We start from the raw sequence: 14,276 nt of genomic DNA, 5'->3' as shown, positions 1-14,276 counted from the left end.
TGGCAACAAGGAAACATGCAGGTTTATCAATAGTGAAATGATCGGTGGAAGCCGGATGAGCTGAGAGGTTCCCGTCCGGTTTTAAGAGGGGTTCCGGGTGAAACTCCTGGGATCTACTCAACTGGCCATCAAGGTCAAAGGAAAGCTCAAAGGGCTTTACCGGGCCGTGGACGAGGATGGTGAGACCATTGATTTTCTTCTCGCGGCAAAGAGGGATCAGAGAGCCGCTCTCAGGTTTTTGAAAAAGGCCGTTCGTCAGCACGGTGTCCCCGGAAAGATCAATACCGACAAGTCAGGGGCAAACGCCGCCGGCCTCAAGGCTTTCAATGATGAGCATTCCACCGACATTGATCTCCGGCAGGTGAAATATCTTAACAATATTGTCGAGCAGGATCACAGGCGGGTCCGGCAAAGGACAAGGTCCATGCTCGGCTTCAAGACCTTCATGTCGGCGGCGAAAACGATTGCCGGCATTGAGATGATGGCCATGATCAAAAAAGGTCAGATTGATATCCCGGGCTCCACTCCATTCGAGCAATTTTACGCCCTCGCAGGATAATTGCGTCCGGGGAATGATCCCTTCAGAAACTCACTTCGACCTTGGAAATGTTTGCGACAGAGCCGAATTTCTTTTTCATGGCTTCCATCCTTTTTTTGGTGGTTCGTGTTGAAATCCTGCCGTCAATGCTTCATCCCTGCGCATCAACTTCTGAGAAGCCTATCGGAAACCCGCAATGGAAAATTAACAGAGTGAATTTTCCCTATATTTTGGATTACTTTCAATGATTGTCAGATTAATATTTCACTCCGATTTTTCCATTGACCCGCGAATTCATTCGGCACAAATAGAAATTGCATCGCGACGGTTTTGTCAGGCCAGGGATGAAGATATTGAATGATTTCGGATTAAGCGCTTGTGTAGACTGTGAAGCTGGGCGGGAATCTTCCGCGTGGTCGTGAAAACTCCACACTGGATGTGGGAGTCATCAGTCATGTGTGGCTGGACCACTGTCGACGTGAATGGTTTAGGTATTGACATGACTTTGGATTTTTAACCGAATTCTGGGATGAAATCCGGCCAATTTATCAATGAGGAGCGGGACATTTACGGGCTTCGTCAGATACTCAGTGAATCCTGCCTTGAGATACTTTTCATCATAGCCAGCCATTGCCGTGGCAGTCATGGCCAGAACAGGAATATTGATGCCATCCCGCCTCATGCGTTGAACCACTTCAACGCCATCCATGTATGGCATCTGAATATCCATCAAGACGGCGTCAAAGTTTGAACTCAGCACTTTTTCCAGCGCCATTCGACCGTTATCCGCCTGTTCAACCTGCGCAGCACCATTGCGAATCAAAAAGTACGAATAGGTCTCTCGAAGGGTAGGCTCATCGTCTGCAATAAGAAATCTCATGCCTTCGAGTCGTAGCTCGTTGCCATCGCTGACGGCTGATAATGCTGGCTCTGCCGCCGCAATCCGCGTTTCCCCTTTAACTGCCCCAAGCTTTACCATGAGTGTAAAGCTTGCACCTCCCTTCTCGGGCTGCTTCAGGCTAAGAAAGAGGTCTCCTCCCAAAATTTGGGCTAATGATTTTGCCTTGTAGAGTCCAAGGCCCGTTCCGCCATACTTTTTCCGAATTGAACTATCCAGCTGCGAATATTGCTGAAAAAGCCTGCCCTCGGAGCCGTCTTTGACCCCTATTCCGCTATCTTCCACAAGGACCTGAACCCACCAGGAATCTTTCAGAGCGGACTTCAACGCTGCCGAAACTCTGACTTCACCCTTTTCAGTAAACTTGATGGAATTGTCGATGAGCTGCATTAGAATTCGGCGGAGATGATTCGGATCACTTTGAACGGTGCGCGGAAAATCCTTGTCCAAATCGAGTCTGAGATTAAGGCCTTTTTTGATGGCCTTCGGCTCCATCATGGCCATAGTCTCTCTCATAAACTCAGCAAAAGGCACATCCATGTATTCCACTTGAACCTTGCCTGCCTCAATATTTGAAATGTCACTGATGTCAGCCAAAATCGATTCAATGATCAGGCACGACTGATTTATTCTGAACATCTGCTCTGCCTTGATTATTTTCAACTCGGGATGCTCCCTCATACTATCCAGAATTTTTTCTGTTTCACCCTTTATGACTGAAAGAGGCGTGCGGATATCATGATTCGTCTGAGCAAGAAAATCCGATTTCGCCTTGCTCGTCATTTCCGCCTCGACCTTTTCCTTCCTAAGCCTTGAGATTTTTGCAGAAAGTGCGAGGCACATACAGAAAGCCTCCGCAGTCTGCCCTACCAGCAGAATATTGCGGGTAAGTATACTTGCGGGTATGAGGTTCATAATTGTCAGCAGATAGATCCCCAGTCCCATCAGAAAACTGCCCCAGCCAAGCACATAATAGGTGGTTGCCTTTGCTCCCAGCCTTAAGGCGCAGCGCCCGGAAGTCAAAAGGATTAGGATTGCTGGGAGAAAAACAAGGTCCCAGAGATTGAACATTTGAACTCTGGAGAGATAAAAGCTCAGTCCAATCAAAGTCACTACAAGATACATATAAGTCTTAAGAACCCTATCCCACCTGGGGTAATGGGTTCTGGTTTGAAGAAATTCACGTGCAAACAAAAATGATGAAATGGCGCCCAATGGCCTTTGAAAATTGGATATGCTCAACCAATCAAAACCAAACCAGAAATTAATCCCTTCAGGATAGTTGACCGATTGCAAGGTCATATGCATGTTGATGGCAACGAAGGCGAGATAAAACAGGTAAATTCGCTCTCTAAATGCAAGATAGAGAATGGAATTATAAACACCCATAACAACAAAAGCGCCAACACATAGAAGAATAAGACCATACTCGCTCCGCCTCGCTTCAAAAAATGGCACGGCGGACATGACATCAAAATGCAAATCGACGATCTGCTTTGAACTTACACGGAGAAGAAATGTTGAAACTGATCCGGTTGACAATTCAACTCTGCCTGTCGGAACTCTTGTTTTAAAAGGTCTTACACTAATAATATCGGCGCTATTGAACAGGCTGAAAAACTCAACTTCCATTATCGGATGGCGGGCTGCAATGAACCACTCGTCTTCGCGGCTCTTGTTTGTCACTTGAAATCGAATCCAGAAGGTGGAGTCCGTTGGCCCGACGTTAAATTTATCCGAACTGAGCCTCGAGAATTTCTTTTGAATCTCATCCTTGGCTATATCATTTGCTTGAAGGGATGCGGTTTGATCCTCATAAATGTCAAGAGCAGAGATCTCGATCGAATTGGAATTTTCAAGGGTAAAGGCTGCCATATCAGCAAGACCTACCTCAGTTTTGATTAGCCAGGCAATCAAAACAAGAAGCCCCATTCCCCCAGGACGTAAAAAAGCAGACAGGTATGAAGACGCAGAGGTTTCAATCATCTGTTGATCCTATCGGGTTTAGGGGCGAAATATATTATCGATGCCGTGATTGCACAATCCGAATCCTTGAATAATTACGGCTGGTAAATAAAACTTATTTTAAATGCTCATCCGGGAGAACGAGGGCTGGGGTTTCAGTAGCTTCTGGCGATACACTGACGTAAAATGGATTTTTGCAGGTTATGCTGCAACAGAACCCTATCTATCGAATTTGTTTTGTTTTTCCCAATCGCACACGTTTTGCTGACCTTGGCCACGGGACCTTGTTGGAGCGTTTGTTGATCACGACCGGCATAAAACCGGCTACTGCTCACGCAGGAGAGTGGTGAGATCACGATGTGCAATATTTACTGAATATTAATAATTGTTCAAATTCGATTGCATCCCGACCCGGGCAAATTTCAAGATCAACCTCTGGAGAACAAATGAAAGCCTGAAAAGCAGGAATGCTGCATAATTCCAGCCAAAAGTTTGATCGGCTCCAGAACAGTGCTCACTTTATAGATGTTATTGTACATGTTATCTCAAGAAACCTGGTTGAACCCGAACGATTTTAAGTTTGTTGACGTTTATTACCAGGGGCTTGAATTTTTTCTGAACAAAATGCCGAGTTGGAAGATGAGCCTGGAGAACACTTTCGAAAGCACCTAAGCTACCAGCCCAATGTTCTGGCTCTGAAAGAACTCTATACTGAGCGCGATAGCAGCGGGCTTTCAAATTATAGTATTTCGTGAAAGACAATTGTGCTTAAACCAGGCCCAGCTTCACCTCCTCGGGAACAGGACAGCTGCAGGCTCTTACATCAGGGTTTCCTTTTCGAAACATCAACGTCGTGTTCCGTCGTCCATTGGCTCCAAAGCACATTAAGGCCGTCTTCAGCAATTTGACCGGATCGGACCGCAGGACGTTCGGTGTATGTAAAAGCAATTTCCCATACCTTGTCGCTGCCCTCCAAAAATCTACGAATCGAATAAATAGCGAACTGGTCGGAAAGGGTATGGGATGTAGCTTCGGTCTTGCCTCGGAAAAAGTCAGTCAGCCATTCCTGAAGCCTTTGCATATAGGGTCGCCCCTGGCAGCGGCGACCCTGCCACTGCTAAGGGCTCACCTATAACTCCTTAGTTAATTTTTCTGAACGCTTCCAAAAAGGTTGAAAGATTTACAGCATCCAAATGCAAAATTGATGATGGAGACTTGTAACCTTCCTGTAAGCAAGACATTTTTTTCCGCAATTGATTAAAAAGCAGTATTGCCGATAGATTCAGAGATTCCTGGATACCCATGTAATTTGCGATATTGAAAAAGTTCCAATCTGAATGAGAACGGTGGCAGAAATGATCGATTTTTTTACGAAACCAGCAAATGCTCATGTTTTTGTGATAGAGCCAATGGTTGCGCTGAGATCCGTAGTAATTGAAGCCCTAAGAAATAAAGGATTTTCAAATGTTAAAGCCTTTGGTGACCTGAAAACACTTTTGGATGCACTAAGCTCCGAACCCGCGGATTGGATTCTATCTGCCAGCTGTTCGAACCACGAAATCAATATCATGCATCTGCTAAAAATGTGTATCGAAGAGCCACGCTTAAGGAATACCCGGGTCAGCCTTTTACTGCGGGATCATGAACGAGATCTTCTTCCGCTCGCTTTTGAATGGGGCCTTCTCTCGTATCATAACACCACGATTCCCAGCCGACTTCCAGATGATGTTGGCGATCTTTTGAGAGTCGTGCGCACCGTAGGTTACAATGGAACTCTGACGGCAGAAAATTTCTTGCGCAGAGTTCTTAAGGAGAGTCGTAGCTGGACCATAATTGCAAGGCTGACCAGAACTCTTCTCGAAACCTTTCCAGGATCTCCACACCTGCTTCTTTCCCTCGCGGAAGCAGAGCTAAATAGTGGCAAAGAGGAGGGTCGAAATACACTTCAGCAGGTGTTATTGGTAGATCCCAGCCTAAGCGATGAAGTGCAGGATTTGGCGCAAAGATTTTCTGGTATTGACAGCTTGCAATCCCCCATTGACCTGGACGGGGACTTCCAAAAAGGTGCAAGGAATAATGCTTTAGGCTTGGAATGCTGCATGCTCATTGATCCTGATACGTCTGTGCATCATGCCGTCCGTCTCGCGCTAAGAGAGGCTGGAGTCGAGAATATTGATGCTTTTGAATCCGGTCAAAGCGCGTGGGATGCGCTAAGGCATGGCTGCAAGCCCTCATTGATAATCATGGAATGGCGAATACCGGATTTGAGCGGTTTGCAATTGCTACAGCGGCTTAAGCTGCAGGCCCCGGGCATCCCAATCATTCTTATCAGCTCGCTTGTAACCTCAAATGAAATGCCCTTACTTAAGGAGTTCGGCGTCAATTCACTGCTCGAAAAGCCTTTTGAAAAGCATGCTTTAATGAGCAAAATTGTTACCCTGGTTCAGCAGCACCGCTATCCAACCGAACAAGCTGCCATGGATCAAAGAATCATGACATGCTTACGTGCTTCGAACAAAACTGAGGCAGGTCGCCTGATCGCCATCTATCTCTCGAACCCTCAATATGATGAAGTGGGTAAATTGCGTATTGAAGCTGAATTTGAGTTTTTTGAAGGGAAATATCGCCAGTGCTGTGAAACCACTCTTCAGGCTCTAAAATTTTCAGGAGACTCGGTTGAATTATTGAACCTGTTAGGTAAATCGCTGATGAAGCTGGGGGAATTTGAGAGCGCCATGCGATTCTTCGAAAAATCCAATGTCCTTGCTCCAAAAAATATCGAGCGCATTTGCCAAATGGTAAGTATTAGCACGGACATGAACAATTTGGACAGCGCGGAGGCCCTGCTGGCTGAAGCAAAAGCCATCGACGCCAACAATATTCTGGTAATCGAAGCGGAAGCCAACCTGGCTATAGAATCGGATGACCAAAAGCGCGCCACCGAAGCCATGAAAGGCCTCGATAGCTTTCATCGTATTGCTGCATACATAAATAACAAAGCCGTAGCCAAAATTCGAAATAATCTAATCGGTGATGGGATCAAGCTATACAAGACCGCCCTGGGGTCATTGCCAGAGCCATGGAATTCGATTCACGATACGGTTTGCTTTAATTTGTCATTGGCCCATGTCCGTGCCTTGCAATACGAGGAGGCGATAAATATTCTTGCGCAGATAAAAGCGTGCCCGTCATCCGTTACTGGACAAAAGGTGAGTGCCTTATGCGCAAAAATCGAACAGGCGATTCGAACGAAGACTCAGCTGCATTTTTCGACTGACACAATCAGTGTCTCTTTATCAAATTCAAAGGATGAGCCGCAGTTTGACCTGTTGCAGATGATTGATCAGCTGACTCCAGTGCGTGGCGACATCTGTTGCTATCGATCATTCCAGGCCGGTGAACTGGCCAGTGAGGGAAGCCGAAAGCTGCTTCTAAACATGCCGAAAATCGTCGTACGTCCATCCATGAGAAGAGACGAGTCACCGCCACGCCGATCTTTCCAAAATCATGCTTCGTAGGGGATTTCATGAATCAGCTAAAAGCCCTGGTGGTTGATGATGAGACCGACATACAGAGGATCATTTGTGATGAGTTGATTTCACAAAATTGGGAGGCCAAAGGTGTCGGGGACGGACTGCTGGCTCTGGAGCAGCTGAAGAACGAGAAATATGATGTTATAATTAGCGACATATCCATGCCAAAAATGGATGGATTGGAGCTGCTTCGTGAAGTCAGAAAAACGGACAAGCGTGTGGTCTTTGTTTTGATGAGTGCAGTGGTTACCCTGCCTTTGTGGGAGGGGTATGCGCTGGGAGCAAACGCTTTCTTTGGCAAGCCCTTCCCAATTCATGATCTTACTCGGCTGCTGGTCCGAATGCAGTTGCCGGCTCGTCAGCGCTGGGCTGGAGCAGGGAAAAAAACGGATGAGTTCAAGATATCCAATCACATAGAATTGGATAATGGCGAGATTTCTGAAAATTTCAGCCTTGGATCTGGAGGAATGTTCGTGAATCCCGGCTCCCAGAATGCCGTTAAAGATCAGATACTTAGCTTTCGCGTCAACATGCCCCGATTCGTCCTTGAAGGAATAGGCATGGTGATGTGGACACGAAGGCCAGGAAATCCGAATCTTGCTCCAGGATTGGGTATAGAGTTCCTATATCTCGAGGATTCCTGCCGTGAGCTGGTCGCCAGCCTGGTTATCCGGAGCCAGGTGAAAGCTTTCATTCCCGCCGGAGCCATCGTTAAGAAAATAGCCGGGGAATCCTAGATCCCGTACCGCGCTCCGCCTCTGTGCTCCGACACACCCAGAGCGTACTCCGACACATCCATGTCCGAGGTTTCCAATGTAAACCCAACGGGCATTTGGTTGTCGCATGCTAAGTATTCATGGCAAATTGGAGACCAACTCAACGAACCATTTGCCAGTCCGCCAGTGACTCATGGCTTTTTATATCTACTCAAGGGTGTCCACCTATGGGCAAAGTACAGACGCCCAGGTCATGGCTCTCACCAGAAAATATCCTCATGTTGAGGTTGTCACTGAAACACGGTCTGGTGCGAAGGCAAGGCCGTTCCTTATGACCCTGCTTGAGCAGCTCAGGAAAGGGGATACCCTTATCGTGGCGGCCCTGGACAGGCTCGGACGCAAAACAACCGAGATCCTCGCAGTGATCGCGGATCTCCAGCGCCGGAACGTAAATCTCATCTGCGATCGTGAGGGAATTGATTATGGGAGTCCAACGGGACGACTTGAACCCAAATCCTTGTGTCCGTGGCCGAAATGGAGCGTAACCCTGCCGAGAGAACCCGTGCAGGGCTTGCTGCCGCGCGGGAGAAGGGCAAACGAATAGGCGCTCAAAAGGCTTTCAATTCATTGCAGTCAGGGAATGCAGTTCAGGCCGCCGTGCTGCGAGGGGGAAATTTCTCGAAGACCATTGTCAAAGTCGATAGAATCCGGTCTTCCGCGACGGGCTTGACGAACCAGACCACAACGCCTGCTTCCTTGCCTAGTTTTTTCAATTCCATCGATGACTCTGTCGTAAGCATGACAAAGGGGGTTTTGGCATATTTTTCCAGCTTCTTGATTTTCTGGATCATCGCCAGACCGTCCATGCCTGGCATATTGAAATCGGATATAATCATATCGAAATAGTCTTCGCTTTCCGCTTTCGAGTAGCAGTCATTGCCGTTAATCGCTGTTGCCACGTTGTAGCCAGCGCCTTCCAACACCGCCTTTAGGTCAACCAGGATGGTATTGGAATCGTCCACAATCAGGATCTTCGTCACTAGGGTCTCCTTGCTAAAAACGTGGTCGTCAAATGAAGGCCTTGTACCACTGCACCTTACGGGACAGATGATCAGGCATGAGTTGTCACCTTGCAGTTGAAGATGAATCGGGTGCCGCGTCCAGGCAGAGACTCAACCTTAAGGCCAGTGTCGTCAAGACTGATGGATCTGGCAGCTGCATCAGCAGCGCTGAGACCAACACCTCGGCCGGAAATCTCGCCGCCTTCCTCCTTGGTTGATAGACCTGGATGGAATATAAGCTGCTTTTTGTCGCCGTCGTTCATGGATTTATATTGAGATTCAGTAATTATACCGCTGGCGACCGCCCTTCGTGCCACAAGGTCCACGTCTATGCCACGTCCATCGTCTTCAATGAGACATGTTATTCCATTCTGAAATTTTCTGATAACAACTTTGATCAATCCGCGAGGCTTTTTCTGGTAAGTCTGGCGGGTCCCCGGTTCCTCTATCCCGTGATCAATGGCATTGGACACAACACGCGTTAGAATTTCGCTGAGAGCATTGAATATGTCCTGGTCAACTGTCAGCGTTTCTATGGTGAGATCGAGACCAATTTCCTTGCCGAGCTTTCTGGCTGTGCTATTGGCAATAGCCTGAATCTTTTGTTCAAGGTCTGTCGTCAAACGTGATTTTATGGGCTTTGAGATATCGCTCAATAACTGCTTCACCGCGCCCTTTAAGGAGACTATGTCGCCCCGCTCGATCGTTTCGAGTAGCTGGTTGATTTTACCCTGCAGGGCGGAGGTCGAATCCTCTATCCCATCGAGCTGGTCTCGATGGACGATAAGCAGAATATCTTTGGTTATTTTCCAGGCTTCAAGCAATCCTGGTAGCTGATCCTTGAAGGTCTTCAAAACTTGTTCCAAAGGCAGGTTTTCAACGTCCTTGCAAAGCAGGCTGTTCTCCGTATCATGAACAAGAGAGGTCAGGTACGTGAGGCCGATTGATCGGGCGGTCCCTTTAAGGGAATGCAACGGAAACATCAGCTGCGTTCGATCGGAAAGGGGCATGACCCCAAGGTTTGTAAGCTTGCTGAGATACTGGTCAATATCGCAAAGTGCAGTTTTCACCATTCGTATATCAATTTGATGGGCATCAAAAAATATGGATCCGTACATCTCTTCATTAAATGAGCGTCCCTCCTTAGCTTTTCTGGCCATGACCCGTTCAGTGACGTCCTCAGCAACCACCAGAATTTCCTCAACCCGACCATCGCGGATAATAGGGCTATAATTCAATCCTATCCAAGATTCCTTGCCATTTGAATCGAGCTTGAGCGTCTTGGGAAAATGGGTTTTATAAATGTCATACCAGAACTCTTCCTCACCCAGTGATGCCAGGAGCTGGTCCACACCGAAACGTTCAGTCGAGGTCATGCCGGTGAGCATGGGGGCAAGTACGTCGCTCAGCAACTGATTGCCAAGATCCTCTCGACCAAAGATAATTTCGGTATAGGCGCTATAAGGTTGCATGATCATCTTCTGACGATTGATCTGGAAAATGGCCAGCGGCACGGAGCTGAATATCATTCCCAGCCGCTTCTGATAGCGCTTGATTTCGGTCATATTGCGGCCAATGATCGTATAGATTTGACCTCGGCGGGATGAAACAGCATCGAATCTGGCAATGGTCCATAGAAAGTCTTCGGATTCGCCAGCTTTGCAAGCTTCGCCATCGATGCTTAACTCAAATGAAACATTGGACTTGTCTCGATGCTTTCTCAAAATTTCCATTTTGTTTGAGAACAGGAGCCACGCCTCTGCGGAAAAGAGAGAGCGAAGGTTCAATCGATAGAGAGTGTCAGCCGATGATTTAAGCACCGTAGACAAGGCCCGATTACCTTTAATGATCTGGCCGCCTTCTCCAAACAGGCAGAAGATATCTGTTTGACGGTCCAAAATAGTTTCAAGGGAACTCTTTGCTCCCGATAGCGCCTCCAGGATGTCATGGGTTGCCTGCAGATTATGGCTGGCAATAAGTTCATGATTCATGGTTCCGTCCATAACAGGTGTTTTTACAAGAAGATGGAGTCTTCTTCTGCGTCTTTCCTAGAGTACTTGTAGGCTGCCAGCCCACTGCCGAGGTTATCGAGCGTCAATGTAACAATAAATTGTCCATGATCCTTTACAGTGATGGCTGTATAGGAATAAGCTCTGCCGGGGACAAGTTGGTCTGACGATATCAGCTCATCATAACACGAGGCCGCAATGGGAAGAGAAATTCCGACAACGTAACTCATCTCCAGGAACGCAGTTTTTAGCGAACCAGCATAGAGATTCCCAAGCTCGTTGAAAAGAGACTGCATGGCTTTCTCAACCGTTTCTGAAGCATCCAGGAGGCTTTTGGGAACCAGGCTTTCCATTTCTGAGGGATTGTAATGTATCTTCACGGTCGCCTTCAAATTACTTCCAGATATCAGGAAGACAACCAAGCGGTCGCCATAAACAAACTGATCCGGGGCAATTAGGCTGTCAAATGTAATGCCGGATTCAGCGGTTCGGAGAAAAGCGCGGGTTTTTTCCCGAAGCATCTCATTGTATCGGAGAGAAAACTCATAATACCTTGTTTCCAGATACTCGCCGATACCGATCTTATCCATTCCAAATCCTTCTTAAGAGCATTTTCCTGATCATGGCCATCGATCTCAATTCCGCTGTTATTTTTGCGACACAAATAAAGGTTTAAACGACAGCATGGGTATTGCTCTCTGCTTTATTCGTCTGTGGTCGCGCTGAGTAAAGCTGTTGAGATATCCCGCCTGCAGGGTCTGTTTTAAATGACATAGCCCTACAACAGAACCTGCAGGCCTCCAAAACATTATTTTTTTATTTTAAACGCTTTAGTCAAAATGTTGTAATCGAGGTGGCCGTTGATTCCGAATTTTTCAATCCCGCCAACAGAGTTTCCAATACCAGCGGTAATAATCCTTTGTGAAGTAAAAAGCATCAAGGCTTCGTCATGAATATATTTGTCCAGGAGCTTAAGCCGTTTCTCATGATCAACCGGGTCGGACGTTTGGAGCGCATGGAGGAATTTTTTATCGTAGGCTTCATCATTCAACAATGACCATGGGCTTGGCGACGCCAGGAAAAGACCAGCGTGAAATGCCAAATTAACGATTGGATTATCGACCAAGTTTACTACGATATCGTAGTCAGGAGACTTCCCGTTTTTGATCTTGTATCCAATAACTTTTTCCGCCCAAACAGGACGTGAAGCAATCTCAATCTCAACTTCAACCCCAACCGCCGTAAGATTTTCTGCAATAACCCGGCCTACTTTTTCTGCAATATCTGCGACCAACATTTTCAATTTTAGTTTGCCGTTGACTCTCGAAAGAATCTCTTTTGCCTTCTCGGGATCGAATGGATATGGTTTCAGCGTTTCATTATAGCCAAACTCCCCTTCTTTCCCTATTGAGGCAGCTGGCTTGGCGTTTCCGTAGTCACCGTACTTGATTATGTCTTCCTTGTTGAGAGCATAATTAAGGGCTTGCCTGACCTCTTTGGAGGCGAGAGGACCAGAATTTTTCAAAAGCACCCAGTAGTCAGAAAGAATCAATCTTTTTATTATTCGAACCTTGCCGCCGCTGGCTTCAGTCAATTTACTTGTCTCACGCCCGGAGAGATTTGGTACAAAATCAATGGTCCCGTCAACAAGAGCATTTTTCCACTGCGACTCTGGGAGCATAACAAAGGAGACGGCTGGTGCCTTTGGTAGTCCCTTTTGCCAATAGCTTTCGTTTTTAGCGAGACGAATTTCTTTGCCTTGATTCCACGAAACGAATTTAAATGGCCCCGTACCGATTGGATGGGTGTGAAATTTGGCGATGCCAACCTCACGGATATATTTAGGTGGGCAAATGGAGCCAAACATTGAGAATCGGTACAGAAACATGCCGTCCGGAAAGGCAGTTTCGATGATGATGCGGTGTTTGTTTGATTCATCAACCGTAACACTTTTGATCGTATTGAGAATCCATGCATTCCCAGCACTATTCTCTTTATTCATAACATATTCATAGGTGAACTTCACCGCGTTGCCATCGAAATCCTCACCATTATGGAATTTTACTCCTTGCCTGAGTTTAAACTCCCATTTCGTTGGGCTCAGCATTTTCCAACTGTTGGCCAAGGCTGGAGTCAATTTGCCATCAAGGTCAATGTGAATAAGACTGTCAAAAATTTGCGTGATAACAGCATATGAGTCCGGATCGAAACTCGGATGTAAAGGATCAATAGCGGGTACATCCTTACTGAAATAAGCAACTCTAATTGCATCATTTGGCGATGTTTCCGCCGCAAAAGCTGGTCTTGAAATTAAGATCATAATTGTTGAAAAGGCAGTCATCATCCTAACAAAGCTGAACAGGGACAGAACCAACCAAGGCTTATTCATATCAAAGCTCCATAATATTCAGAAACAAACATATTGACTTGGAAATTTTAGGCCTAAATATGAGAATTTAAGCGTATTTTAAAGCATGCTGAGATTCATGTGTTGGAAATGAGATCATCAGAACCGCGCCGCCTGCTGAGTGGTTTGCGATTGAAGCATGGCCCCCGAGGTCTTCAGCCAACTTTCTTATGGCTGACAGTCCAACGCCTCTGCCACTTGTTGCCGTCACTTCATTTGCGGTGGAAAAACCATCTGAGAATAGAATCGACAGGACAGCTTCATCATTCGTCAGCATTGAAAGGGGAATTCCCCGTTGCAATGCTCTCTTTTTTACAGAATCCAGATCAATCCCGCGTCCGTTGTCTGCTATGCGAATTTCCTTCCAGCCTCTTTTCCGAACGCATGAAATTGTAATTTTTACGGGCGGACAGATAAACCCGCTTTTATCTCTAGGGATGATAAAGCTATGGTCGAGTATGTTACTAAAGATATGACAGAACATTTCATTGAGACTCCTGATCTCGGCTTCTGACCAATCTATGGAATCATCTTCCACGGCAAACCCGCCGTACTTCAGTTTTGCTCTATGCAAGTCACTTAGAATTCGCTGTTGATGTGGAACCAGAATAGATAAGAGGGATGGTGCCGTCTCTATCTCGGATGCTGTAAAGACATGATTGAAAACATTATAGTATAGACTGAATACCTCACCAAGCACGTCAACGCTTTGTATAAGGGCATCCTTGTGAACAGTACCGCCTTCCCTGATTTGATGTGCGACTTCCTCCACTTCATGAGCAGCATGGCTTAGTTTGCCAAGCTTGGCAATCCTCGCGCCACCTTTAACAGTATGGATTTCGCGAAATATTTCATGAATATCTATTCCCGGGTCCATGCTCTCAATTGTTCCATGCAGATCGGCAATGCGTTGTTTCACTTTCTCGATCCTGACATTAGCCTCAGAGAAAAACGAGTTAAGAGTTTGCTTGCTCGTGTTGAGAAGATCACTGATAATAGCCAGGGTTTGGCTTTGTTGCAAAAAATCTCTAGCATCCTGACACGGGATTGGTCATATTCACCAGTTCACCGTATCCAGGGAGTGGTTATGGCGCTGAGCTTCAAAGGACGGCATTTTGAAAAGTCCATTATTCTGACCTGCATCCGCTG

The 14,276-nt window shown here is 46.6% G+C and carries 10 protein-coding genes and 1 pseudogene; 4 read left to right on the top strand and 7 right to left on the bottom strand.

Translation table 11 applies throughout. The annotated features are described in order from the left end of the window. Nucleotides 1–127: 127 nt before the first annotated feature. A pseudogene (locus VE954_RS12810) lies at nt 128–559 on the top strand (IS6 family transposase); the annotation flags it as partial. A gap of 466 nt (nt 560–1,025) precedes the next feature. Here the strand turns inward: VE954_RS12810 and VE954_RS12805 are convergent. Together VE954_RS12805 and VE954_RS12800 are read right to left on the bottom strand one after the other, a co-directional pair. Beyond that, complete coding sequence (locus tag VE954_RS12805) at nt 1,026–3,422, bottom strand: hybrid sensor histidine kinase/response regulator (protein ID WP_324953294.1); 2,397 nt, start codon at nt 3,420–3,422, stop codon at nt 1,026–1,028. Nucleotides 3,423–4,224: 802 nt separating this feature from the next. Next, nucleotides 4,225–4,482, bottom strand: a complete 258-nt coding sequence (locus VE954_RS12800) for a hypothetical protein (RefSeq protein WP_324953292.1) — start codon at nt 4,480–4,482, stop codon at nt 4,225–4,227. A gap of 274 nt (nt 4,483–4,756) precedes the next feature. On the opposite strand from VE954_RS12800, the gene VE954_RS12795 reads away from it, so the two are divergent. From VE954_RS12795 to VE954_RS44235, 3 genes are all read left to right on the top strand, one after another. After that, nucleotides 4,757–6,919: a response regulator gene (locus VE954_RS12795; RefSeq protein WP_324953290.1), complete on the top strand. Its 2,163-nt coding sequence runs from the start codon at nt 4,757–4,759 to the stop codon at nt 6,917–6,919. 8 nt (nt 6,920–6,927) lie between these two features. Beyond that, nucleotides 6,928–7,671, top strand: coding sequence for a response regulator (locus VE954_RS12790; RefSeq protein WP_324953288.1), 744 nt, complete (start codon nt 6,928–6,930; stop codon nt 7,669–7,671). 172 nt (nt 7,672–7,843) lie between these two features. Continuing rightward, nucleotides 7,844–8,254, top strand: coding sequence for a recombinase family protein (locus VE954_RS44235; protein ID WP_414699002.1), 411 nt, complete (start codon nt 7,844–7,846; stop codon nt 8,252–8,254). 43 nt (nt 8,255–8,297) lie between these two features. Here the strand turns inward: VE954_RS44235 and VE954_RS12785 are convergent, their stop codons facing one another. The 5 genes from VE954_RS12785 to VE954_RS12765 form a co-directional block, all read right to left on the bottom strand. Continuing rightward, nucleotides 8,298–8,690, bottom strand: coding sequence for a response regulator (locus VE954_RS12785; protein ID WP_324953286.1), 393 nt, complete (start codon nt 8,688–8,690; stop codon nt 8,298–8,300). Between the two features lie 71 nt (nt 8,691–8,761). Then, the gene (locus tag VE954_RS12780; protein WP_324953284.1) at nt 8,762–10,702 is read right to left on the bottom strand and encodes an ATP-binding protein; all 1,941 of its coding nucleotides are present in this window, start codon (nt 10,700–10,702) and stop codon (nt 8,762–8,764) included. Between the two features lie 23 nt (nt 10,703–10,725). Next, nucleotides 10,726–11,310 (bottom strand): hypothetical protein, encoded by a 585-nt coding sequence (locus VE954_RS12775; RefSeq protein WP_324953282.1) that lies wholly within the window; start codon nt 11,308–11,310, stop codon nt 10,726–10,728. Between the two features lie 218 nt (nt 11,311–11,528). Next, nucleotides 11,529–13,109, bottom strand: coding sequence for an ABC transporter substrate-binding protein (locus VE954_RS12770; protein WP_324953280.1), 1,581 nt, complete (start codon nt 13,107–13,109; stop codon nt 11,529–11,531). 67 nt (nt 13,110–13,176) lie between these two features. Next, nucleotides 13,177–14,148 carry an ATP-binding protein gene (locus VE954_RS12765; RefSeq protein WP_324953278.1) on the bottom strand — a complete coding sequence of 324 codons (972 nt, stop codon included), beginning with the start codon at nt 14,146–14,148 and terminating at the stop codon, nt 13,177–13,179. Nucleotides 14,149–14,276 lie beyond the last annotated feature (128 nt).

Source organism: Oligoflexus sp. (genome assembly GCF_035638955.1).
Lineage (GTDB): Bacteria > Bdellovibrionota_B > Oligoflexia > Oligoflexales > Oligoflexaceae > Oligoflexus.
The sequence above is the reverse complement of the archived record's forward strand: the minus strand, read 5'-3'. Positions and strand labels throughout refer to the sequence as shown.

Bases quoted from the DNA above. Each gene is read 5' to 3' on its own strand.
- VE954_RS12780 (WP_324953284.1), bottom strand. From the start codon at position 10,702: ATGAATCATGAACTTATTGCCAGCCATAATCTGCAGGCAACCCATGAC.
- VE954_RS12770 (WP_324953280.1), bottom strand. From the start codon at position 13,109: ATGAATAAGCCTTGGTTGGTTCTGTCCCTGTTCAGCTTTGTTAGGATG.
- VE954_RS44235 (WP_414699002.1), top strand. From the start codon at position 7,844: ATGGCTTTTTATATCTACTCAAGGGTGTCCACCTATGGGCAAAGTACA.
- VE954_RS12805 (WP_324953294.1), bottom strand. From the start codon at position 3,422: ATGATTGAAACCTCTGCGTCTTCATACCTGTCTGCTTTTTTACGTCCT.
- VE954_RS12775 (WP_324953282.1), bottom strand. From the start codon at position 11,310: ATGGATAAGATCGGTATCGGCGAGTATCTGGAAACAAGGTATTATGAG.
- VE954_RS12790 (WP_324953288.1), top strand. From the start codon at position 6,928: ATGAATCAGCTAAAAGCCCTGGTGGTTGATGATGAGACCGACATACAG.
- VE954_RS12795 (WP_324953290.1), top strand. From the start codon at position 4,757: ATGATCGATTTTTTTACGAAACCAGCAAATGCTCATGTTTTTGTGATA.
- VE954_RS12800 (WP_324953292.1), bottom strand. From the start codon at position 4,482: ATGCAAAGGCTTCAGGAATGGCTGACTGACTTTTTCCGAGGCAAGACC.